At 66.4% G+C, this 21,591-nt stretch carries 19 protein-coding genes and 2 tRNA genes; 9 read left to right on the top strand and 12 right to left on the bottom strand.

What is annotated here, in order from left to right; all coding sequences use genetic code 11:
- Positions 1-64: 64 nt before the first annotated feature.
- Positions 65-1,909, bottom strand: coding sequence for an LCP family protein (locus ABEA30_RS07850; protein WP_345581534.1), 1,845 nt, complete (start codon positions 1,907-1,909; stop codon positions 65-67).
- 87 nt (positions 1,910-1,996) lie between these two features.
- Between ABEA30_RS07850 and ABEA30_RS07845 the strand changes: the two genes are divergently transcribed.
- Positions 1,997-2,090: transfer RNA gene (locus ABEA30_RS07845), tRNA-Ser, on the top strand.
- Between the two features lie 59 nt (positions 2,091-2,149).
- Positions 2,150-2,566, top strand: a complete 417-nt coding sequence (locus ABEA30_RS07840) for an ACT domain-containing protein (protein WP_345581531.1) — start codon at positions 2,150-2,152, stop codon at positions 2,564-2,566.
- Positions 2,567-2,720: 154 nt separating this feature from the next.
- On the opposite strand, the gene ABEA30_RS07835 is transcribed toward ABEA30_RS07840, so the two are convergent.
- Positions 2,721-3,221, bottom strand: coding sequence for a methylated-DNA--[protein]-cysteine S-methyltransferase (locus ABEA30_RS07835; RefSeq protein ID WP_345581528.1), 501 nt, complete (start codon positions 3,219-3,221; stop codon positions 2,721-2,723).
- Positions 3,218-4,702: an AlkA N-terminal domain-containing protein gene (locus ABEA30_RS07830; RefSeq protein ID WP_345581525.1), complete on the bottom strand. Its 1,485-nt coding sequence runs from the start codon at positions 4,700-4,702 to the stop codon at positions 3,218-3,220. The genes ABEA30_RS07835 and ABEA30_RS07830 overlap by 4 nt, the downstream gene beginning before the upstream one ends.
- 276 nt (positions 4,703-4,978) lie before the next feature.
- Here ABEA30_RS07830 and ABEA30_RS07825 point away from each other — a divergent pair.
- The 4 genes from ABEA30_RS07825 to ABEA30_RS07810 all read left to right on the top strand — a co-directional run bounded on the left by ABEA30_RS07825 (position 4,979) and on the right by ABEA30_RS07810 (position 8,203).
- Positions 4,979-5,054: transfer RNA gene (locus tag ABEA30_RS07825), tRNA-Arg, on the top strand.
- Between the two features lie 207 nt (positions 5,055-5,261).
- Positions 5,262-6,401: a tyrosine-type recombinase/integrase gene (locus ABEA30_RS07820; RefSeq protein ID WP_345581522.1), complete on the top strand. Its 1,140-nt coding sequence runs from the start codon at positions 5,262-5,264 to the stop codon at positions 6,399-6,401.
- A gap of 240 nt (positions 6,402-6,641) precedes the next feature.
- Positions 6,642-6,824: a helix-turn-helix domain-containing protein gene (locus ABEA30_RS07815; RefSeq protein WP_182766951.1), complete on the top strand. Its 183-nt coding sequence runs from the start codon at positions 6,642-6,644 to the stop codon at positions 6,822-6,824.
- A 77-nt stretch (positions 6,825-6,901) separates the two neighbouring features.
- Complete coding sequence (locus ABEA30_RS07810; protein WP_345581518.1) at positions 6,902-8,203, top strand: hypothetical protein; 1,302 nt, start codon at positions 6,902-6,904, stop codon at positions 8,201-8,203.
- 19 nt (positions 8,204-8,222) lie between these two features.
- On the opposite strand, the gene ABEA30_RS07805 is transcribed toward ABEA30_RS07810, so the two are convergent.
- The 6 genes from ABEA30_RS07805 to ABEA30_RS07780 all read right to left on the bottom strand — a co-directional run bounded on the left by ABEA30_RS07805 (position 8,223) and on the right by ABEA30_RS07780 (position 16,887).
- Positions 8,223-11,249 carry a type I restriction endonuclease subunit R gene (locus ABEA30_RS07805; RefSeq protein ID WP_345581515.1) on the bottom strand — a complete coding sequence of 1,009 codons (3,027 nt, stop codon included), beginning with the start codon at positions 11,247-11,249 and terminating at the stop codon, positions 8,223-8,225.
- Entirely contained in the window at positions 11,246-12,982 is a 1,737-nt protein-coding gene (locus tag ABEA30_RS07800) for an ATP-binding protein (RefSeq protein WP_345581548.1), read from the bottom strand. Before ABEA30_RS07800 ends, ABEA30_RS07805 begins: the two co-directional genes overlap by 4 nt.
- Before the next feature lie 225 nt (positions 12,983-13,207).
- Positions 13,208-14,104 (bottom strand): GIY-YIG nuclease family protein, encoded by an 897-nt coding sequence (locus tag ABEA30_RS07795; RefSeq protein ID WP_345581512.1) that lies wholly within the window; start codon positions 14,102-14,104, stop codon positions 13,208-13,210.
- Positions 14,101-14,886 carry a restriction endonuclease subunit S gene (locus tag ABEA30_RS07790; protein ID WP_345581509.1) on the bottom strand — a complete coding sequence of 262 codons (786 nt, stop codon included), beginning with the start codon at positions 14,884-14,886 and terminating at the stop codon, positions 14,101-14,103. Before ABEA30_RS07790 ends, ABEA30_RS07795 begins: the two co-directional genes overlap by 4 nt.
- Positions 14,828-15,322, bottom strand: a complete 495-nt coding sequence (locus tag ABEA30_RS07785) for a restriction endonuclease subunit S domain-containing protein (protein WP_345581506.1) — start codon at positions 15,320-15,322, stop codon at positions 14,828-14,830. The genes ABEA30_RS07790 and ABEA30_RS07785 overlap by 59 nt, the downstream gene beginning before the upstream one ends.
- Positions 15,319-16,887 carry a type I restriction-modification system subunit M gene (locus ABEA30_RS07780; RefSeq protein WP_345581503.1) on the bottom strand — a complete coding sequence of 523 codons (1,569 nt, stop codon included), beginning with the start codon at positions 16,885-16,887 and terminating at the stop codon, positions 15,319-15,321. Before ABEA30_RS07780 ends, ABEA30_RS07785 begins: the two co-directional genes overlap by 4 nt.
- 603 nt (positions 16,888-17,490) lie before the next feature.
- Between ABEA30_RS07780 and ABEA30_RS07775 the strand changes: the two genes are divergently transcribed.
- Complete coding sequence (locus tag ABEA30_RS07775; RefSeq protein ID WP_345581501.1) at positions 17,491-17,946, top strand: SRPBCC family protein; 456 nt, start codon at positions 17,491-17,493, stop codon at positions 17,944-17,946.
- A gap of 5 nt (positions 17,947-17,951) precedes the next feature.
- On the opposite strand, the gene ABEA30_RS07770 is transcribed toward ABEA30_RS07775, so the two are convergent.
- The gene (locus tag ABEA30_RS07770; RefSeq protein WP_345581498.1) at positions 17,952-18,368 is read right to left on the bottom strand and encodes a DUF302 domain-containing protein; all 417 of its coding nucleotides are present in this window, start codon (positions 18,366-18,368) and stop codon (positions 17,952-17,954) included.
- A gap of 181 nt (positions 18,369-18,549) precedes the next feature.
- Between ABEA30_RS07770 and ABEA30_RS07765 the strand changes: the two genes are divergently transcribed.
- Together ABEA30_RS07765 and ABEA30_RS07760 are read left to right on the top strand one after the other, a co-directional pair.
- The gene (locus tag ABEA30_RS07765) at positions 18,550-19,512 is read left to right on the top strand and encodes a DUF4349 domain-containing protein (protein ID WP_345581495.1); all 963 of its coding nucleotides are present in this window, start codon (positions 18,550-18,552) and stop codon (positions 19,510-19,512) included.
- A 244-nt stretch (positions 19,513-19,756) separates the two neighbouring features.
- On the top strand, positions 19,757-20,245 hold the full coding sequence (locus ABEA30_RS07760; RefSeq protein WP_345581492.1) for a malonic semialdehyde reductase: 489 nt from the start codon (positions 19,757-19,759) through the stop codon (positions 20,243-20,245).
- 56 nt (positions 20,246-20,301) lie between these two features.
- Here ABEA30_RS07760 and ABEA30_RS07755 read toward each other — a convergent pair whose 3' ends face one another.
- Positions 20,302-20,877, bottom strand: a complete 576-nt coding sequence (locus tag ABEA30_RS07755) for a hypothetical protein (RefSeq protein ID WP_345581489.1) — start codon at positions 20,875-20,877, stop codon at positions 20,302-20,304.
- Between the two features lie 115 nt (positions 20,878-20,992).
- Positions 20,993-21,529, bottom strand: coding sequence for a dihydrofolate reductase family protein (locus ABEA30_RS07750; protein ID WP_345581486.1), 537 nt, complete (start codon positions 21,527-21,529; stop codon positions 20,993-20,995).
- Between the last annotated feature and the right edge of the window lie 62 nt (positions 21,530-21,591).

Here is a 21,591-nt window from a genome sequence, read left to right as displayed (position 1 = left end):
CTGAGCCAGCCGTCTGCTTGTTCCCTGAGCCAGCCGCCTGCGGCTGGTCGAAGGGCCCTAGGCCTTACTCCGCTTCGCCCGTCCAAGCGCACGCGTCGGTGACGGTCTGTGCGCCTTCCTGCAGTTCCTGCGGGGTGGCGGACGCCGACGGCGACGCCGTCGTCGGCTTCTTGCTGGGGGCCGCCGTGGTGGGGGCTGCCGACGTCGGCGCGACCGCCGTCGGGGAAGGCTTCGGCGGGTTCAGCGCATCCTCGACGGCTTGGCGCATGGCGTCGAAGTCGGGGTCGGCGTAGGAGTAGCCGTTCTTGCCAGGCGAGTAGACCAGCCGCTGCACCTTGGCGTCCTTGACGCGGAAGGCGAGTTGCACGAAGGCCTTGAGGTCGCGCTGGGGGATGTCGGTGGTGACCATGTGCGACGCGGCCTGTGCGATGCCCTCGTAGCTGGTGAGCATCGTCGCGGGGTTGGCCTGCTTGATGACGGCGTCGATGAGGCACGACTGGCGCGCCATCCGCGAGTAGTCGGAGGTGGTCTTGCGGCTGCGGGCGTACCACATGGCGTCATAGCCGTTGAGGCGCTGGTTGGGGCCGGGCATGAGGCAGCGGTCCTCGTCGCGGCAGTTGGTGGCGGTGCCCTTCGGCAGGGGCTCGTTGATGTTGACGACCACGCCGCCCATGGCGTTGATGAGCTGCTGGAGGCCGTCGATGTCGAGCATCATGAAGTAGTCGATCTCGAGGCCGGTGATGCCCTGGACGCCTTCCTTCAGTGCCTCGGCGCCGCGGTAGGTGTTGCCTTGGAGGAGGTCTGGGTAGTCGAGCTCGACCTTGGCCCAGATGCTGTTGACCAGCCAGTCGGCCTCGGGCTCGCCGCGGAAGCCGCGGGGGAACTGCTCGGCCATCTCGGAGCCGTCGGGGAACGGCGTGTACTGCACGTTGCGGGGGATCTGCACCAGGAGCGTGTCGCCGGTGGCGGTGTCGATGGAAGCCACCATGATCGTGTCGGTGCGCACGCTGAACTGTTTGACGTTGTCGGCGCGGGCCTCGCTGCCGTCGGCGCCGAGCAACAACACGTTGACGCGCGGGATGCCCTTCCACGGATCCTCTGCGGCCTCGGTGGCGAGGGTGGGGCGTGAGGTCGACTGCACGCCGTCCTCACCGGGGCTCAGCGTGCCGAAGACGCGTTCGACGAGCAGCACCTGATCGTGCGAGTAGCGCGCGCCCAGCGCCGACGGGGCGCTGACGCCGAACGCCAGCGCGGCCACGACGGCGGCGCCCAGCACGCGGCGGCCGTGCACCAGGCCGCCGGGGCGGGTGGCGATGTGGGTGGTGGCGATGAGGGTGACCCACACCAGGCCGAGCACGATCAGCGCCAGGCTGGCGCGGCCGAGGAACACGGGGTCGACGGCGATGGTGGCGAAGCTGGCGGTGTCGCGCAGCGCCCAGTTCAGCAGGTAGCCCAGCACCGCAAGGGTGCCGACGGCGGTGACGGCGCCGACCACCTTCAGCCAGCGCTGCGGCGCGCCCAGCAGGCCAGCGCCGGGGAGGACGGCCGAGGCGGCGGTCAGCAGCAGGGAGGTGCGCAGCTTGCGGCGCTTCTCGTCGACGGCGGGGGCGGGGTCTTCCAGCGGGATGGGGACCTCGGCGGGCACGAAGGGGGAGGGTGCGCTCCTGGGGGAGGCGGGCGTCGCGGGGCGGGGCTTGGGTTCCTCGCCGAAGGGCACGTCGGCCCACTCGTCGCGGGCCATGATCGCGCGCTGGGGGACCTGCGGTGGGGCGGAGGTGGCGCGGAACCAGCTCTCGTCGTCGAGCAGCGAGCGGCGCAGGACGGAGGTGTCCTCGTGACCTTCCTCGGGCAGGTCGAAATCAGGCTCGTCGCCGAGGCTGTAGCCCCGTCGCGGCTTGTCGTCGCTCATCCATGCTCCCCTGCTGGTCCTGCGCGCCAGTGTAACGCTGCGTTGTTTGGCGCTCACCATTCCGCTCGGCTAGTCTGGTGCGGCACTGGAGGTGTCGCCTAGTACGGTCTATGGCGCCCGCCTGCTAAGCGGGTTGAGGGTTTCAGCCCTCTCGCGGGTTCAAATCCCGCCACCTCCGCCAGTGACCAGAACCCCCGCCAGCCGGGGGTTCTGCGGTTTCACGGGGCCTACGCTGAACCCATGGCTGGTCTCACCGATCTCGACGCGATGCTGCGCGAACTGTCCCCCTTCGTCCGCGGCGGGCGGTTCGTCTACGTGCTCCGCGGCCCCGACACCCTGGACGACTACGACTGGGAGGCCATCGAGATCGAGGCCCAGGCCGTGGTCATCGAGGAGGAGGGCACCACGCTCGTCCTCGAGGAGGAGATCGCGCTCGACTACGAGAAGGACTACGACGGCGTCTTCGGCTGGATCACGCTCGAGGTGCACTCGTCGCTCCAGGCGGTGGGCCTGACGGCGGCCGTGTCGACGGCGTTGGCGCAGGCGGGCATCAGCTGCAACATGCTGGCCGGGATGCATCACGACCACCTGCTCGTGCCGATCGACCGCGTCGACGATGCGCTCGACGTGTTGGCCGAGCTCTCCGCCGCCCGCTAGACCGGTCCCTGAGCCGAGCGCGAGGAACGAGCCTCGGACGAAGGTCCACCCCCAACTCGTCCCTGAGCCGAGCGCGAGGAACGAGCCTCGGGCGAAGGGCCACCCGCAGCTCGGTCCCTGAGCCGAGCGCGAGGAACGAGCCTCGGACGAAGGGTCACCCCCTTGAGCGGAGTTCTGCCGGGTTCGCCCCGCGCTCATGGGCCAGGAGGTACTCCTTGCGGTCGGCGCCGCCGGCGTAGCCGATGAGCTTGCCGGAGTGGCCAACCACGCGGTGGCAGGGCACCACGATGCTGATCGGGTTGCGGCCCACTGCCGCGCCCACGGCGCGGGAGGCCGTGGGCCGGCCCAGCGCCGCGGCGATGTCGCCGTAGGTCAAGGTCTGGCCGTAGGGGATGGCCGCCATCTCGTCCCACACCGACTTCTGGAACTCGGTGCCCACCGGGTTGAGCGGGAGGTCGAAGTCGGTGCGTTCGCCGTCGAAGTACTGGTGCAGCTGGCGGGTGACCTCGGGCAGGGCGTCGTCGACGCGCTCACCGAAGGTCTCCGGGGCCGGGGCGTGCTTGTGTTCGGTCATGTAGATGGCGGCGAGGGCGCCGTCGCGCTCGATGATGGTCAGCGGCCCGATGGGGCTGTCCATGATGCTGTGGGTGGTCACTGGATCTCCGATCGGCAGCCGGGGTGGCCCGGGATGGTGTTGACGGCGTGGGGCGTGAGCGCCCACAGGTATTGGGTGGCGTAGGAGCGCCAGGGTCGCCAGGCGTCGTGGCCGGCGAGGTCGATGCCCAGCGTCGCCGCGCCGTGCAGCACGCCGAGGTCGGTGCCGGGGAAGGCGTCGGGGTCGCCGAGGCCGCGCATGGCGACCATCTCCACGGTCCAAAGGCCGATGCCCCTCATCGAGCCCAGTTGGCGGCGCGCGTCGTGGCGGTCGGCGCCGACCCCCAGGTCGAGTTCGCCATCGGCCAGCGCGCGGGCGAGCCGACGGAGGGTCTGGCGGCGGGCATCGGGGAAGGCGAGGGTGGAGTCGGGTGCCTCGGCGGCGGCATCCGGGGTGGGGAAGAGGTGGGTGAGACCGTCGATGCCGGTGTCGACCGGCGTGCCGACGGCGGCCACCAGCCGGGCACCGTGCGTCTGGGCAGCGGCCGTGGAGACCTGCTGGCCGAGGACGATGCGCAGCGCCAGCTCGTCGCCGTCGACGCTGCGGGGGATGCGGCGGCCGGGGTGTGCGTGGACGAGCGGTCCGAGGTGGGGGTCGCGGCCGAGGTGCTCGGTGACCGCGGAGGGGTCGGCGTCGAGGTCGAGGAGCCTGCGGATGCGGGAGATTGCCGTGGGCAGTTGGGAGATGTCGGTGAGGCCGAGCCTGGCCTGGATCCCGGAGTTCGAGGGGCGGAGGGAGACGACGCCGTGGCCCACGGGGAGGCGCAGTGTGCGGTGGTATGCGCCGTCGTGGAAGGACTCGACGCCGGGGATGGCCGTGGCGATGAGGTGGCCGAACACGTTGCACGGGCAGAACGGGGCGCGGGCGGGGAGGATGAGGTCGACGAAGGTGAGGCCTTCGCCTGCGGGGGTGGGGCGTCGTCGGGTGCGGGCGCGCAGTTGGCTGGGGGTGGCGGCGTAGACCTCGGTGATGGTGGCGTTGAACGAGCGGAGGCTGGCGAAGCCGGAGGCGAAGGCCACGTCCGTGAGCCGCAGGTCGGTGGCCTCCAGCAGCGTACGGGCGGTGTGGGCCCGTCGGGTGCGGGCCAGGGCCACCGGGCCGGCGCCGACGGAGCAGGCGAGGAGTCGCTGCACCTGGCGGGGGGAGTACCCGAGCTTGGCGGCGAGCCCCGGCACGCCTTCGCGGTCCACGACTCCGTCGTCGATGAGACGCATGGCGCGGGCGACGGTGTCGCCGCGGATGTCCCACTCGGGCGACCCGGGCGCTGCGCCGGGCAGGCACCGCTTGCAGGCGCGGAAACCGGCGGCCTGTGCCGCTGCAGCGGTGGGGTAGAAGCGGACGTTGCAGGCTTGTGGGGTTCGGGCCGGGCAGGAGGGGCGGCAATAGATGCCGGTGGAGGTGACCCCGGTGTAGAAGACGCCGTCGAAGCGCGCGTCCTTGGCGCGGATGGCGCTGAGGCAGGCGGCCTCGTCGGTGTGCATGCCTCCAGTGTGGCTCACGCAGGCGGCGTGGACTAGCAGGATTACGACACGACCGTCGCGCCGGTTGGGCCTGTCCCGGTCGCTGGTTGAGCCCCTCGGCTTCGCTGGTTGAGCCCGCCTCGCCACGCTGGTTGAGCCCGTTTCGCTTCGCGAATAAGGTGTCGAAACCCCTAAGCGTCCGCGGCGGCGCAACCACCCACGAGCGTCGTCAAGCCACGCACGAGGCCCGCGTTTTGTGGTTGGCCGGAGAGTCGCGTATAGTCTCTTCTTGCCCAAGCGCTCGTGGCTCAACGGATAGAGCATCTGACTACGGATCAGAAGGTTGGGGGTTCGAATCCCTCCGAGCGCGCCAAGCATCACCCCAAGTGAGGACCATTTGGGAGGCATGAGAGGCTCCCTCGGGGGCCTCTTTTCGCATTGATGGGGGCAACGATGGGGGCAACCAGCTCGTGAAGGCGCACGAAGTTGACCTCGGTTGACCCAGACACCGCAGTTCTTGTTCGGCATCGTCCATAGGAGAGCGGCTCCATCCGGGGCCGCCGGACACGAGGGGCAAGAGATGGCTGGCAAGCGCGGCAACGGCGAGGACTCGATCTACAAGAGCGATGGGCGGTGGTACGTCCAGGGCTACATCGAAGAAGGTTCGGGCCCGATCAGGCGAAAGGTCTCGGCCAAGACCAAGGGCGAGGCCGTCAGGAAGTGGCAGGAACGAAAGAGCGAGGCAGCTCTGGGTGCGCGTCGGCTCGGGCAGCCGAAGAACGTCGCCGCACTGCTGCAGCACTGGATGGACCTGAGGAGCCCGGACCTGAAGTACAAGACCCGCATTGGCTACGAGGGCTCCATCTCCCGTCACCTGGTCCCCTACTTCGGTACGCGCAAGGTGACCGCGGTCCGGGTCGCCGACGTCGAGCGCTGGCAGCATGAGCTGGGCACCGTCCAGGGGCTAAGCCGCTCCACGATTCACCAGGCCCGGACCATCTTGAGCCAGGCGTTCGACATGGCCATCCGTCATGGCGACCTCCTCGCCAATCCCGTGCGGCTGGCCCACCACCTGAAGAAGGACAGCGCGCGGATCCAAGCACTGACCGAGGGCCAGGCTCAACAACTGATGAGGTCCCTCGCACCCGAAGATGTACAGGCCCGTGTGCGCCTCCTCCTGGCGTTGACGCTGGGCTTGCGTCAGGGAGAATTCCTCGCCCTGCAGTGGCGGGACGTCGAGCTGGACGCTCCGAACCCGCACCTCGTGGTCAGGGCCAGCCTTCAGCGGCAGACCGGGAGGGGGCTGGTCCGCTCCACGCCCAAGACGGTCAGGTCGCATCGGACGCTCCACCTTGCGCAACCCCTGGTGGACGCCCTGCGTGCGCTCCGGCTTGAGCAGAAGGAAATCTTGCTGCGCTCTGGGGGCACCTACAACCCTGACGGCTACGTGCTCGTCAGCTCGGCGGGAACCCCCATCGACGCGGCCAACGATCGCAAGCATTGGCACAAGCTGCTGGAAGTTGCCGGGCTGCCGCCTGTGCGAGTGCACGCCGCCCGCCACACGGCAGCGACCCTGCTGCTCCAGGAAGTGGGTATGCATATCGTGCAGCAGGTCATGGGGCACACGAACATCCGCACGACCGTAGACATCTACGGCCACCTCACCCCCGCTGACGGCGCTCTTGGGATCACCAACGTTGCCGCGCGACTGACCGCTTGAGCGACCTTCCGACTCCTCGGCTAGACCAAACTCCGTAGGCCCGGTACCCCCCACCCTTTAGTGGACGGACCCGGAGAGCCTGCCAGGCTTCATACACGGGCAATCCAGCGCCCCGCGGGCAGTGGCCGGAGTCCCAGCAGGAGGAGCGAAGAAATCCAGATGGGTTTACGCGGACAGCGACGATCAGCTGCGGTGTCATGGATGTACACCTACATGCGCCATACGAAAGGCACCGCTCCTATGCCAGCACCACTCCTCTACACCGTGAAAGAGGCCGCTTCCCTCCTCAGCATCGGTCGAACCCGAGTCTACGAACTCCTGAACCAGGGGAGCCTGGAGAAGGTCAAGATCGGGAACTCCACCCGGATCCCCGCCGACGCGCTGCAGACCTTCCTCGACGCCCTCCGTCACACCACCCACTGAACCAACCCACCGCGCACTCGGAGCACGCCACTTCAGTGGCACATGGATCACGCGCCAATCGCTGATTGGAGCGAACAATGAACACACTTGCATCCTCGTTGTACCTGCCTTCCACCGTGGTCGAGCCGATCGGCTCCGCGGCACCAGGTGCGTCCACCCGCGTCCATGTGGACAAAAACCGTCCACCTTCCCTTACTGACAGAGCCACGAAGGATGACAGGGAAAGGACGATTGCTGGAGGTATGGAGGAGCACCATGCAGCACTCCACTCTCCACACGATCTGAAGCATGATGCGGGAGCGGTTGTAGGCGGCCTCCGTACCGATTGGGGAGTGGACACCGTCAAGCTCTCCTTCCGGGTGGACCCCAACCAGTCCCTCACTCATGCCGCGTTCTGGGCAAGGACCAGTAGCCAAATCCGCCCGGGTACCCACGTCGAAGACGAGACCCATGTTGGTTTCATGAACTTCCCGAAGGGCGACGCTCGCGTCACCCTCTTCGCACAAAATCAGGTCTGCCACGTGGAGTTCAACGCGGCGCGGCTGATCCACGGCAAGTCCGCCCCACTCCTTCCTATCGCACATCTACAGAGCGTCGCGGAGGGGGTCATCAGGGAAGTGAGCCGCTATGCCTGTCCTGATTTCATCCGCACGGGCCCGGCTGGGCTGCAGCACTGGGAGGAAAGCTGGCCCGAGCTGGTAACGGTCAAGCGGCTGGATATCGCGCGCAACTTCACCGTCAGCGAGCCCGGACTCATTAAGCGCGTTCTTCCCGCCATCCAATGCAGGTACGGACGCAGCAGGGCCGAGTACACCAACAGCACTGCGGGCTGGACCCTGGTCAACTCCACCAGGCGGAGCGGTCAAGACCGGCTGTACGACAAGCAGGCTGAACTGGCCAGCCGAGATGTCGACTGTTCCCTTGCAGAAGGCAACGACCGGCTCTTTAGGTTCGAGGCGCAGTTGCAGGGTGACAGGCTCAAGACCCACGGGCTGACCAAGCTCAGGGATGTCTCCGCCGAGGCCTCCTGGAAGGCCTTGGAGGCCCGCTGGGACGCCGTCAGGTGGGGTTCCCCACTTCCGGGAGACTCCGGAATAATGACGGCTCTCAGGCCCCTGAAAGCACTGCAGCAGCGGAAGATGCTCGGAGATCTGCATCTCGCTGCAGCCGGGATGGCGAAGGACGTGCTCACCCCAGCTCAGTACAAGAGGTTCCAAGCTGACGCCAGGAAGCTCGGGCTGACACCGGGCATGCCGGTCGAGCTCCTGGGGGAGCCCGAGCAGTACCTAGACCTTGTCGAAGGCCGCCTGATGCCGCTAGGCGATCCTTCCGTCACGCAGCTCGTGGACAGCAACGATGAAACGGCCGATGCTGGATAGAGCCCCCTTCGGCGCCTACCTATCCGAGCCCCAGGAAGCGCTCCAGGAAGGCTCCAAGACGGGCCAGCACTCGATTCTTCTTCTCGGCGTGGCCTCCGCCTGCTGCGGCGAAGCGGGAGGCCGGAGGGAGGATCCTGGTGACGGAGGTCCCTGCGGTCTGGAGGGAACCGTCGGCGAAGGCGTGGTCGACGAAGCTCCGGGTTTCTGCTGGCTTGAGTTGCTCCTCCTCGATGATGGCCTGGAGTTCCGCGTCGCGGCGGGCGGCGATGTAGGTCTGCCATTCGCGGTCTAGTTCCCCCTGCGTCGACACCGAGTCGACGAACTCCTCGATGAGGTCCTTCTTGCTGCGCAGGGATGGGGACGCGTCGACGGCACGGGTGATGGTGGCGCGCAGTTCCTTGTCGTCGCCGTCGCCGCGTTGCTGCCGGTACTGCTCGACCAGCAGGAGGATGAAGTCGACGTTGATCTCCACCTGCTTGACCAGCTCGATCTCGAACACCAGGTCGTCGTTGATGGTCTCCCGTTCGGAGTCCGTGACTGCTCGGTACTGGGCGTGGAGGTCGAGGTAGCGGCTGCGATAGTCCTGGCTCTGCCGGTCGGTCAGCAACTGCTCTCCGGCGAAATCGTCGAATGCGGTCAGGATGTTGGTCAGGCGGAGAATGGCGCCGAACAGGCCGATGAATGCCTTCTCCTCGCCCTCGCCGATCAGTTGCTGGTGCAGGGGGAAGCGGTCCAGCAGTTCGGTGACCTTCTCGCCGTACTCGGCGTAGTAGTCAGCGTACGGTTTGAGGAGCACCACTCCGCGGGCGTCGCGGTTGCCGAATAGGGCGATGGCGTCGTTGGTCTGCTGCTCCAGGTCCCGGAACGACACGATGTTGCCGTAGGTCTTGACCGAGTTGAGGATTCGGTTGGTGCGGGAGTAGGCCTGGATGAGGCCGTGGGCGCGCAGGTTCTTGTCCAGGAAGAGCGTGTTGAGCGTGGTCGCGTCGAAGCCGGTGAGGAACATGTTGACCACGATCACGAGGTCGATCTCGCGGTTCTTCAGCCGCATCGACAGGTCCTTGTAGTAGTTCTCGAACCGCTGGGCCGAGGTGTCGAAGCTGGTGCCGAACAGGTCGTTGTAGTCCTGGATGGCGTCCTCCAGGAAGTCCCGCGCGGACGCGTCGAGGCCGTAGGTGTCGAAGCCCTCCTCGTCGAGGACGCTGTCGTCGACGGCTTCGTTTGCGGCGTAGGAGTAGATCAGGCCGATCTTCAGCTGTTGATCCGAGGGGAGGTCCTGTTGCTGGAGGTGGAACTGGTTGTAGTAGCGGCGGGCCGCGTCGATCGACGCCGTGGCGAAGAGAGCGTTGAACCCTCGCACGCGTTTCGCACCCAGTGTGTAGGCCTGCGACCGCTTCGTCTTCTGGTCGAAGTGCTCCAGCGTGTAGGCCACGACCTTGGCGATCCGCTCGTGCGCGAGCAGGGCACGTTCGGTGTCGATGGCGGAGACCTGCTTGTCGACGACCTGCCCCACCTGGACGGTGTTGACGTAATCGATGCGGAACGGCAGCACGTTCTTGTCGGTGATCGCGTCGACGACCGTGTAGGTGTGCAGCGTCTCACCGAAGGCCTGCTCGGTGGTTCGGAGCTGGGGATTGCCACCCGTGCCGGAGTTGGCGGCGAAGATCGGGGTGCCGGTGAACCCGAACAGGTGGTAGCGCTTGAATGCCCGGGTGATGGCGGTGTGCATGTCGCCGAACTGGGAGCGGTGGCACTCGTCGAAGATGATCACCACGTGGCCGCTGTAGATCTCGTGGCCCTTGTTGCCTGCGATGAAGGTGGCGAGCTTCTGGATGGTGGTGATGATGATGCGCGCCGAGGGGTCCTCCAGTTGCTTCTTCAGCACGGCGGTGGAGGTGTTGGAATTGGCCGCGCCCTTCTGGAACCGGTCATACTCGCGCATGGTCTGGTAGTCCAGATCCTTGCGGTCGACGACGAACAGCACCTTCTCCACACCCGGCATCCGGGTGGCGAGTTGGGCGGCCTTGAAGCTGGTCAGCGTCTTGCCGGAGCCGGTGGTGTGCCACACGTAACCGCCCGCGTCGAGGGTGCCGAGCTTCTTGTAGTTGGTGGCGATCTGGATCTTGCCCAGGATCTTCTCGGTGGCCACGATCTGGTAGGGCCGCATCACCAGGAGCAACCGGTCCGAGGTGAGGACGCAGTACCGGGTGAGGATGTTGAGCAGGGTGTGGCGGGCGAAGAACGTCTTGGCGAACGCCGTCAGGTCCTGGATGGGACGGTTGTTGGCGTCGGCCCACCAGGAGGTGAACTCGAACGAGTTCGACGTCTTGCGGGTGCGCCGCGACCCGGAACTCTCGGCCAGGTGCTGGCGGCGGGTGGTGTTGGAGTAGTACTTGGTCAGGGTGCCGTTGGAGATGACGAAGAGCTGGACGTATTCGAAGAGCCCTGACCCGGCCCAGAACGAGACGCGCTGGTAGCGGTTGATCTGGTTGAACGCTTCTCGGATGTCCACCCCGCGACGCTTCAGCTCCACATGCACCAAGGGCAGCCCGTTGACCAGGACGGTGACGTCGTAGCGGGTGGCATGGTTTCCACCGCCCTCGCCCACGCCGGTCTCGTACTGGTTGAGGACCTGCAGCTTGTTGTTGTGGATGTGCTCCTTGTCGAGCAGACGCACGTTCTTCGTTGACCCGTCGTCGCGGCGCAGCAGCTTGACGTGGTCCTCCTGGATGCTGACGGTCTTGTCGACGATCCCCGCGTTGGCGCTGGAAACCTGCTCGGTGAAGAAATGCTGCCATTCCTCGTCGGAGAAAGTGATCTGGTTGAGCGCCTCCAGCTGTCGGCGCAGATTCGCGATGAGGTCGGCCTCGCTGCCCACGTAGAGGCGCTCGTAGGCCTGACACTCGAGTGTTGCGATAAACTCGCGCTCGAGGTCGGCCTCGGACTGGTAACCCGCCGCCGACGACGGCTCCGCCACGTACTCGGCGACGACTGTGCTCTCGGCGCTGATAGCGATCGGCTCGAAGTGCGAGGGTGTGCGGGTCACGGCGTGGCCTTCCCGGGCTTGGAGTTGGTCCGTCGGTAGGTTCGATTCTTGCTGCGCGGAGGAGCGGATGCGACCACGAGACCGGCCTCAATAAGGGCATTGAGGTCGTTGGTGACGGTTGCCCTCCCGACCCCGAGCGGCTCAATGAGGTCACCCACCGCCACATCCATGCCGGGGGTGAGGAAGTTGAGGATGGCTCTCTGGCGCGCGGTGAGAGCCAGGAGCCTCTGCGTCTCGGCGGCCGTGTCGGCGAGGAGATACGACGCTCCCCGGCGATCGCCCACCTTCACCACCAACCCTCGACGCACCAGGTCCGTCAGCTCGCGTGTGGCGTCGGCGGCGTGAATCCCCCAGCCCTGCAGCGTCTGGTTCCGAACCGCTTTGCCCGAGTAGAGGAGGGCAAGCGTTTGTATCTGAGCTTGCGACAGGTCCTGGCCAAGAGAGTCGATCCAGCCGACGACTTCGGGTGTGAGAAGAGCGTGATGAGGGACCGTCACCTCGACTCGCCTGAGGTCGGCGTGGAACTCCGGCGGCACCCGGCCCGCCCGGTGCAGCGTGCGCAGGACCGTGGGGATGCCTGATCCGCGGTTCTCGGCGAGCATCTCGCCCCGCCCGCCGAGAGGGGTATCCGCGAGGATCCTGGCAAGCAACGCGTTCCGGGAGGACGACACGGCGGGATCTCCGAAGTCTGCTGGATCCACGAGGCCGTAGAACCCGCCGGGGCTCCGGACGACGAGCCTGTCCGGGTAGAGCTCTACCTGGATCTGAGATCCGCGTGCCCCGGGCGAGTAGTCCCGGTGCATGACGGCGTTGACGAGCAACTCCCGCACGACCTCGAGTGGATACTCGTAGCGGTCCACGCGGCCTGTGCCCTCTATCACCGCTGCCCTCGTCATGTTGCGCGTCACCCCTGCGATGGCATCGGAGAGCATGGTTCCTATCGGGCCGTCACAGGTGATGTTGTCCAGAAACCGCTCCCCGTTCGGGGCGGGGTCTCCCATGCGCGGGGTGGGAAGGGCCACCACGGTGATGTTGAGTTGTGGAAAGAACTGCTGGGGATAAGCGCCGAAGGTCAAGAGCGCGGCGAGCGTCGGGTGAGGCGCCCCTCCCCGGGTTGCTGTCAGCCCGAGCCGATTCATAACGGCCGCTTGATCCAGGCCAGCGAAGCCCCTCGGGCGCGCCTGGGTGATTCTGTCCAGGTAGGCCGCGATCAGCCCTGGGTCCAGGTCCTCCACGCTCGCCTCCGCTACAACCTCACGATCGAACTCTGGCTGAGTGCGGTTCTCCAATAGCCTGTCGATCTCGTAATGGCTCAACCGACGGTCGCCATCGGCCGTCCGGATGTAGGAGCCGGAGTAGCGACCCTGCGCCGTCACGTAGCAGGGCTTCTCGACTGGGTCCATCTCGATGACGTCCATTCGGACAATCCGCCGTCCCTCGAACAGTTCGATCTCGATGCTTCCGCGTGCCGGAGGGGTGACGTCGTTGGCGGCCATGCCGGCCAGTGCTGTTCGGAGCGCGTCGGCGTCCACGTCCAGCGCTGTGAAATCGCTGTCAGTCAGACCAAGCAGAATTGTGCCACCGCCAGCGTTGGAGAAGACGCTGAGGGTCTCGCGCAGCGAGCGAGGGCACCCGCCGGAGGCTGCTTTGACCTCCACGTCGGTTGGCTCAGCGGACGTGAGGCGGAGGGTTCGGATCAAGGTCTCAGTCTCCACAGGGCTTTCCTCCATCATGCTCACCATCATCCTAGTTCGTTAGCATGATCTTAGGATGAAGACGGACGAGGGTCGTGCCAAGCCTGTGAGATGCTGCGGGACTGGCGCGGTTGCCGTTTCACAAGGCTTCAAGCGAGCCGATGCTGCTCGCCCCCGGGGCTGGAATGAGCTTCAGCATGATCTTGAAGATGAGCATGACGCGCTTCAAGGACCGAGAGGTTCCGACTGGCTGCGTGCGGTAGGTCAGAGGGTGAGGCCACGGTTTTCCCAGTCGGCGTAGTTCCCGCCCGCCCACACCCACTCGATCCGGCCGTTGCAGGAGCGTCCGAGAGCGACGGCGCCAGCGGTCGACGGCGAGGTGAACGGCACGTCGCGGGTCAGGCGTCCTACCTTGCCCTCGACGACGATGGACCCGTCTGCCACCAGCTTCTGGTGCTGCGCGCGGTACGAGGCGTAGGCCCGCTGCGTGCTCTGCGCCTTCCCGGTGCCCGACCAGGAACCCACCACGAGGGAGCCGGCGAGAATCGTGAACTCATCACCGAACAACTGCGCCCTCGCCTGAACACCCAAGTGGGGCCGAGTCAGAGTGAAGACTGGGGAGTCCGTGGAGGGTGTGGGCTCCACCTGGGGTGCGGTACGGGTGCGAATCACGCTCACGCCCAGGACCGGCAAGATGATCTGCAGGTGGCTGAGGAAGGACTCCATGTCTGAGGCCTGCGCCTCGGACAGCTTTCGTCCTTGGGGTGTGTTGTCGTTGCGGAGCGTCACGCGGGCCGCCTGCTTGGCCAGGTCGACCAGCCTGGCTTCGAGGTAGCCCCAGTGACCCTCGTTGAAGCCGTCGTCCTTCGCAGTGATGAGGACGACCCGGTCCCAGAACTCCTTCTTGGCCTGGTGATCCCTGAACCGGTTGCGGAAGTTCTCTGTGCGCCCGATGTAGCAGTTCACGCCCCCGACGGCGTCGTCGTCGTCACCCAGCAACAGATAGGCGCCGTTTCGTTGCGCCTCGTCACGCTTGAGGATGTCGGCAAGATCGGCGCGCGGTCCGGAGAGCACATGCCCGGTCCAGCCTGCGATTTCGGCGGTCGTGATCCCGCCGGGCACTCCCTCGACGAGGAAGAGTTCAATGTGCTTGCCGTTCATCGCTTCTCCTCGAAGGTGAGCAACTTGTCGCGGTAGTACTCATACTGCCTACGACGGGCCGTCAGCTCGGCTGGCAGTCCGAAGCTCAAGTCGCTGAGGATGGTGTCGAAATGGTCGAGGAGCTCGACAACCTGCACCTGTCGCTGGCGTGGAGGGACAGGCACAACCACGCTCTTGACGATGTCCGCGTTCAAGTTCTTCACGGTCCCGGCCCCTGCTCGTCTGGCGAACTCGGCCTGGATCGATGAAGAGCGCAACAGGTAGTAGAGGTAGTCGGGCACGAAATGTTGAGAGAAATCGCTGATGGCGAGCCATCCGTCGTGGATACATCCCTCGATCTTCGAGATGTACGGACGTCCGAAGCTCATGGAGTTGGAGAGCACGAAGTCGCCTGGGTGCACCCGTCGAGACTTCGAGGCCCCTGCAGCTGAGACCCGCTGAGCAGTTCTCGTGATGTACTTCCCGTCGTTCGGAACGTCGCCGATCTTAATCCATGGAATTCCCTCGGGGTCCTGAGTCATGAAGGCTTGGATGGGACGGGGGGACGCGCCGCGGACGATGTTCGCGGCATCCCCCATCCGCATCCTTGGCACGTCCCCCTGGCTTTGCAGCAATTGCTCCGCGTAGTGGTGGTACTGCAATCGCCGCGCCTCCAGCTCCGCCTCCAGCTCCGCCTCCAGCTCCGTGAAGTGATCCAGGATGCGGACGATCTCGCGCTGCACCTCAACTGGCGGGACAGGAATGCGGATGGTCCCGAACTGCTGAGCCGAGATTGAGCGCACCTTCGTCCCGAATATCCGAGTCTGTTTCTGCTCCGAGAATCCCGAAGATCGGAGGAAGTAGGGAGACGTACTTGGGGTCGAGGCTCGAAGTGTAGATGAGTGTGTGATTGCTCACGGCAACCGGCGCGTTGCCCAGCCATGCGACAGCCCGAGCAAGATCTGCGTCGTTCTCGCCTGTCACTGCAATGATCACATCTCCAGGTTGCGCCCTGCGGGAGCGAGCGGCCACCTCAGGGCTGACATGGGAGAGCGTCGTCGAGGTGTGGATACCGTAGTGGGTGTAGATCTGGCCGTAGTGAATGCAGCCCACGCCTTCGTCGGAGAAGTCCTTCTTTTGTGGGCCGCCGCCTCGAACGAATGAGCCAACCTCCTGAAGGGCACGATGTTGCACTCCGTCAGGCGCCAGCCTTGACAGCAGTTCGTCGATGCTACTCATGCCGGTTCCTCGAGGTCCGCGACGATCTCGTCGATTGCCGCTCGAAGTTCCTGCTGCCGGGCGACGATGCGGGCGATCTCCGCGTTGAGGGCGGTGATGTCGATCTCCTCGCGGTTATCTTCCTGCTCGACGTAGGACGAGACGGCGATGTTGTAGTCGTTGGCGGCGATGTCGTCGGCCGAGACGAGCTTGGCATAGTGGGCCTCGTCGGAGCGGGCGGTGAAGGCGTCGAGGATGCGGCGCTGGTGGGGATCGGTGAGCTTGTTCTTGTTCCCGGCACGGGTGAACTCTGCGGAGGCGTCGATGAACAGCACCTGGTTGTCGGTCTTCGACTTCTTCAGCACGATGATGCAGGTGGCGATGGTGGTGCCGAAGAACAGGTCCGGCGGGAGCTGGATGACCGCGTCGATGTAGTTGTTGTCGATGAGGTACTGGCGGATCTTGCGCTCCGCGCCACCCCGGTAGAGGACGCCGGGGAACTCGACGATGGCGGCGGTGCCGTCGACGGCCAGCCAGCTGAGGATGTGCATGGTGAAGGCGAGGTCGGCCTTCGACTTCGGGGCCAGGACTCCAGCGGGGGAGAATCGGGGGTCGTTGATGAGCAGCGGGTTGGCGTCGCCGTCCCACTTGATGGAATAGGGCGGGTTGGACACGATCGCCTCGAACGGCTCGTCGTCCCAGTGGGCGGGGTCGGTGAGCGTGTCGCCGTGCGCGAGGTCGAACTTCTCGTAGTTGATGTCGTGGAGGAACATGTTGATCCGCGCCAGGTTGTACGTGGTCAGGTTGATCTCCTGGCCGAAGAACCCGTTGTGGACGTTGTCCTTGCCGAGCACCTTGGCGAACTTCAGCAGCAGCGATCCGGACCCGGCGGCCGGGTCGTAGACCTTGTTGACCGACGTCTTGCCCACCACCGTGATGCGGGCCAGCAGTTCAGAGACCTCCTGCGGGGTGTAGAACTCGCCGCCGGACTTGCCGGCGCTGGAGGCGTACATGGTCATCAGGTACTCGTAGGCGTCGCCGAACAGGTCGATGGTGTTGTCCTCGAAGTTGCCCAGGGGCAGGTCGCCGATGGCGTCGAGAAGCTTGACCAGCTTCTCGTTGCGGCGGGCGACGGTGGGGCCGAGCTTGGAGGAGTTGACGTCGAGGTCGTCGAAGAGGCCCTTGAGGTCGTTCTCGCTGGGGGTGCCGAGCGCGGAGCCCTCGATGTTCTTGAACACGCGCTCCAGGGTCTCGTTGAGGTTCGCGTCGTGCTTGGCTCGGCGGCGGACGTTGACGAACAGCTCCGAGGGGAGGATGTAGAAGCCCTTCTCGGCGACGGTGACGTCGCGGCCGAACTCGGCCTCGGCGTCGCTGAGCTGGGTGTAGTCGAAGTCTGCAACCCCGGCGTCGCGCTCGAAGGTGTTGATGTAGGCGGTGAGGTTCTCAGAGATGAAGCGGTAGAACAGCATGCCGAGCACATAGCTCTTGAAGTCCCAGCCGTCGACGCTGCCCCTCAGGTCGTTGGCGATGCGCCAAATGGTCTTGTGTAACTCAGCGCGCTGGGCTTCCTTGGTAGTGGGGGCCATGTGGCGTCGTCTCTCCCTGGTCGTCGGTGGCTCGGTGAGGCCCACCCTAGCGATGACCACTGACCGGCGGGCCAAGGGGCTCCCGGCAGGAGCGTGCTGCTCGACCCCACAGCGCCGACAGACCATCAGGCACACATGGCTAACAGTTACTAAGAGGCCTTTTCCTCCAATCAGGCAAACGCGGAACTTCTGGCCTACTACTAACGAGCACGGCTAGAGGCTCGGAGCGTGGCGGATCCTGCCCAGAGTGGGCGAACAGCGGAGCTATGAATCGCCTCTCTTGTGGGGCGTGGGCCTGGCGAGCCACGCGCCGTGGAGTCGCGTAGGAGGGCAGTGGCATGGGGGCAGCGATGGGGGCAACCAGTGTGAACCCCTGCGAACGCTCTAGAACGTTATCCCAGCATCTGGCATTGTCAGAGGGGTAATATCGGACCCCAGCGGACGCTGCCGAACAGCAAACGCGGGGACTACGGATCAGAAGGTTGGGGGTTCGAGTCCCTCCGAGCGCGCTGGATGAGGCCCTGTCCGAAGTCACTTGGACAGGGCTCCTTCTTTTGTGACGGGGCTGATGCCCCCGGGAGCGGCCCCAATAGGGTTGTCGACATGAGACAGCTGGCATCGTTCACCGTCGAGATCGCGTGCACCTGTCCACCGCGCGAGGCGCTGCGCCGCGTGCTCGACCTGCGCCAGCACAGCCGCATCATCCCCTTCACCTCCGTCTCGCCGGCCCTGACGCTCGACGAGCTCGCGCCGGGCGCAGAGTTCATCGCCAGGACGGCGGTGGGGCCGGTCGGGTTCGACGACGTGATGCGGGTCGACGAACTGACGCAGGGCGCGGACTTCTCCGCCGCCCGGGTCCGCATCTCGAAGCATGGCCGCGCCATCCGGGGCACCATCCTGCTCACCGTAATGCCCATCCGGGACGGCTCCCTGGTGACGTGGCACCAACAGGTGCGGCTACCTTGGCTGCCCGGCTTCCTCCAGCCGCTGGCCGCGCGTGTCATCCGCGCGGGGTATCAGGCGGTGTTGCGCAAACTCCTCGCCCTCGACCCGGCCTGACGTCGTCAGACGCCCTCGGTCCTCCCCGTCACGCTGACGTACACGCGGTCCAACGCCGCCCGCAGCGCGTCGCGCACCTCGTCGGCCAGCGGCTCCATCTCCGGGTTGTCGGTGATGGCCACCATCGTCTCCGGGTCGATCGCCTCCACGACCGTGACGCCACCCGTGTGCCGCACCACCACGTTGCACGGCAGCAGCACCCCGAGCGACGGCTCGATCTGCAGCCCCTTGTACGCGAAGCCCGGGTTGCAGGCGCCGAGGATGACCTGGCTGTCGACGTCGACGTCCAGCTTGTTCTTCAGCGTCTGCCGCACGTCGATCTCGGTGAGGATGCCGAAGCCGCTCTGTGCGAGGGACTCCTTGGTGAGCGCCACCACGTCGTCGAAGGGCCGCTCCAGGTCGATGCGAAGTCCGTAACTCATCTCAACCTCCTTACCCCTCATCGTGCACCGTTCGATGCCCGGGTGCTGGGCATGCGGCGAATCCATGACGACCGCGCGGCGCGTGCCCGACGTAACGATCTGGACTCGGCTGCGCCCGGGCCATACTCCACAGCTCGACGCGGCGGTAGCCTCGACGCCACAGGCCAATCGAGGAGGCGCCATGTGGGGGAACGCTGGGCTGCGCACCGCGGTGCGAGTCGTCGTCGCGGTGCTGATGACGCTGTTGGTGGGCGCCTGTGCCCAGTCGGAGCAGGGCGACTCGCCCGCCGTTGACCCGGCGGCGCCGGCCGTCGGCGGCGGTTCGGTGGGCATGCCGGAACAGGGCGGTGATGGCGAGGAGGACACCGGCGACGGCGACGAAGGCCGGCTGATGATCCGCTCCAAGGTGCTGCGCCTCGAGGTGGACAGCACCCCCGACGCCGTGACGAAGATCCGCGACCTCGCCCGCAGCCATGGCGGGACGGTCACCGACATGCAGGTGGCCACCGACACCGACGAATGGCTCTACCGCTACGGCGAGGACGGGGCACCGTCCGGTGACGGGACGGCGCTGCGCGGCTGGGTGACCACCCGGGTGCCGGCCGACACGTACGAGGAGTACCTCGGTGAGGTGGCCGCCCTCGGCGTGGTGAAGTTCCAGTCGGAGGCGGTCAGCGACGTGACCCAGGAGCACGTGGACCTGTCGGCGCGGCTGGAGAACATGCGTGCCCAGGAGGCGCGGCTGCGGGAGTTCTTCGACGCGGCGAAGACCGTCGAGGACATGCTCTCGATCGAGAAGGAGCTGACGCGGGTCCGCGGCGAGATTGAGGCCATGGACGCCCAGGTGACCTACCTCGAACGGCAGGCCGCGATGGCGACGGTGACCATCGAGCTGGTCGAGCCGCGCTCGGTGGTGACGCCGGCCGGAGAGTCCTGGGGCTTCCGTGAGGCGATCACCGACGGCATCCGCGGCGCCGCCGGACTGCTCACGGGCCTGTTGACCCTGCTGATCGCCACGGCCCCGGTGTGGGTGACGGCGTTGGTGCTGTTCTTCCCGATCCGGGCATGGCTGCGACGACGGGCCGGGCGCCGCGCCGCGCCGGTGGGGGAGCCGATCCCGCCAGCCGAGGAGCACATGGCCTGAACGGGATGCGGGTCAACGGTACTGACGCCGCTGGGCGGACCGAATGGCGGCGACCGTCGCAGCAGGGAGTTCCACGATCTCGATCGAGACACCCAAGTGCGCGATGGCTGCGGCCTGCCATGAAGCGCCTCGGAGATGTTTCACCGCAGCGGGGTCGCTGACGCACAGAATCAAGCGTTCGGGGCGCGGATCCAGTGAGGAGGCGACCCAGTGAAGCTTCACAGCGTCGTTGACCAGGGCTCAGGTGTATGACTTGGCAAAGTTCACGCCCACCGCCCTGAACAGCCAGCCGCTGCGAGTCACGTTCGTGCGCACGCCCGGTGCCAAGGCTCGCTTGCTGCCACTGCTGGCGGAGTTCAACCGCCACAAGTCGGAGTCCGCCCCCGTCGTGGCCATCCTCGCAGCCGACCTCGACTTCCACGAGCACCTGCCCGTCGTCTCGCCCCAAGCTGCCGGGGCACGGGATAGGTTCGCCGCCGACGCTGCGATGCGCGAGGCTTTTGCCCGCAACAACGCGTGGCTGCAGGCTGGCGGCTTCATTCTCGCCGTGCGCTCCGTCGGGCTCGATGCCGGCCTCATGGGCGGCGTCGACCTCGCGGGGCTGGACCGGGAGTTCTTCCCCGGCACGTCGCTGCGCAGTCTCATGGTGGTCAACATCGGCCACGACGCGGAGGACGGCACGTTCCCGCGGAACCCGCGACTTGGGTTCGACGAGGCCACCAGTCTCGTCTGAAAGCAATCAGTGGTCAGGGCCCGCGAATCGCGGGCCCTGACCACTGACGTTGAGACCTAGCCGGTGCAGAGCGACTGGAGCTCGGTCATGGAGGCCTGGAACTCAGTGGTGGCCTCGGTGACCTCGGTGACCGCGTTCATGTCCTGGTCGACGTAGGCCTTCTGGATGGCGTCGCGCATCATCGTGACGTCCTCCTGCACGGCGCTGGCGGCCGCCTTGACCTCGGGGTTGACCACGCTGTCCGCGGCCGTGCGGTAGGCCTCGACCAACTCGGTCCAGGTGTCCACGGCAACCTGGGGGTCAGCGGTGGCGACCGACGCGATGTCCGCGATGGCCCTACTCGCGTCCTCCAGGGGGCCCGAGATGCTCTGGCAGGCGTCCTGGACCGTCTGCTGTGCGTCCGTGCCGGAGGGGCTTGAGGATGCCGATTCGGTACTCGGGTCGGCCCCCGACTCCGTCGACTCGTCGACCGACGGCGACTCGGAGCCGGTGTCAGCCGTGGTGGTGGTGTCCGTTGCGGGGGCCTCGACGGAGGCGGTGGGCGTCGTCGAATCCCCGGTGGTGCCTGAGCATGCGGCCAACCCGAGGGCAGCCATGGCGGCGATGATGGAGGTGCCGATTCTGCGATTCATGATCTTTCCTTTCGGCGGATTCCGGTGCTCCCCGGACAGGAGCCCTAGTCAGGAGCTTAACTTTCACCTGGTGCACCTCGGCCCACCCTTGGGTGCCAGATCCTGCCCCGCGCCATCACCCGCCGTCGGGGACGTAGCTCAGCCTCAGCACGTCGTCGTCCACCTGCTCGAAACCCGCCAACCGCAATCGCGGACGCGGCCCGGTGAAGAACGGGGCGCCGCCCCCGAGCACCACCGGGTGGAGGTAGATCCGGTACTCGTCGATCAGGCCCAGCTCGGTCAGGCTGCCGGCCAGCCCGGGCCCGGCCACCGCGATCTCGCCGTCGTGCTCGGCCTTCAACCGCAGCACTGCCTCTGCCAGGTCCCCGGTGAGCAGCGACGCGTTCTCGCCCACCTCGGTGAGGCTGCTCGACACCACCCACTTCGGCTGCCGACGGTGGGCGACGGCGAACTCGCGCTCGTCGTCGCCCCAGCCCGGGTCGTCGTCGTCCCAGTAGCGCATCAGCTCGTACACGCCCCGCCCGTACAGCGAGCCCGTCTGCGTGCGGGCCTCCTCGATGAAGCGCCGGAACAGTGTGGGGCCCGGGGCGAACTTGTCGTGGTCGACGTACCCGTCGAGGCTCTGGTTCATGCTGAAGACGAGGGTGGCCATGGCGGCTCCTTCCGACGACGTCTGCGGTCAGCACCACTATCACCGCCGCGCCGCGCAACCGC

Source organism: Tessaracoccus lubricantis, from assembly GCF_039544535.1.
Classification (GTDB): domain Bacteria; phylum Actinomycetota; class Actinomycetes; order Propionibacteriales; family Propionibacteriaceae; genus Arachnia; species Arachnia lubricantis.
Note: the sequence above shows the minus strand (reverse complement) of the source record. Positions and strands in the feature narration are given on the sequence as shown.

Coding starts and splice junctions, on each gene's coding strand:
- ABEA30_RS07850 (WP_345581534.1), bottom strand. CDS start 1,909: ATGAGCGACGACAAGCCGCGACGGGGCTACAGCCTCGGCGACGAGCCT.
- ABEA30_RS07840 (WP_345581531.1), top strand. CDS start 2,150: ATGGCTGGTCTCACCGATCTCGACGCGATGCTGCGCGAACTGTCCCCC.
- ABEA30_RS07830 (WP_345581525.1), bottom strand. CDS start 4,702: ATGCACACCGACGAGGCCGCCTGCCTCAGCGCCATCCGCGCCAAGGAC.
- ABEA30_RS07820 (WP_345581522.1), top strand. CDS start 5,262: ATGGCTGGCAAGCGCGGCAACGGCGAGGACTCGATCTACAAGAGCGAT.
- ABEA30_RS07815 (WP_182766951.1), top strand. CDS start 6,642: ATGCCAGCACCACTCCTCTACACCGTGAAAGAGGCCGCTTCCCTCCTC.
- ABEA30_RS07810 (WP_345581518.1), top strand. CDS start 6,902: ATGAACACACTTGCATCCTCGTTGTACCTGCCTTCCACCGTGGTCGAG.
- ABEA30_RS07800 (WP_345581548.1), bottom strand. CDS start 12,982: ATGATGGAGGAAAGCCCTGTGGAGACTGAGACCTTGATCCGAACCCTC.
- ABEA30_RS07795 (WP_345581512.1), bottom strand. CDS start 14,104: ATGAACGGCAAGCACATTGAACTCTTCCTCGTCGAGGGAGTGCCCGGC.
- ABEA30_RS07785 (WP_345581506.1), bottom strand. CDS start 15,322: ATGAGTAGCATCGACGAACTGCTGTCAAGGCTGGCGCCTGACGGAGTG.
- ABEA30_RS07780 (WP_345581503.1), bottom strand. CDS start 16,887: ATGGCCCCCACTACCAAGGAAGCCCAGCGCGCTGAGTTACACAAGACC.
- ABEA30_RS07775 (WP_345581501.1), top strand. CDS start 17,491: ATGAGACAGCTGGCATCGTTCACCGTCGAGATCGCGTGCACCTGTCCA.
- ABEA30_RS07770 (WP_345581498.1), bottom strand. CDS start 18,368: ATGAGTTACGGACTTCGCATCGACCTGGAGCGGCCCTTCGACGACGTG.
- ABEA30_RS07765 (WP_345581495.1), top strand. CDS start 18,550: ATGTGGGGGAACGCTGGGCTGCGCACCGCGGTGCGAGTCGTCGTCGCG.
- ABEA30_RS07755 (WP_345581489.1), bottom strand. CDS start 20,877: ATGAATCGCAGAATCGGCACCTCCATCATCGCCGCCATGGCTGCCCTC.
- ABEA30_RS07750 (WP_345581486.1), bottom strand. CDS start 21,529: ATGGCCACCCTCGTCTTCAGCATGAACCAGAGCCTCGACGGGTACGTC.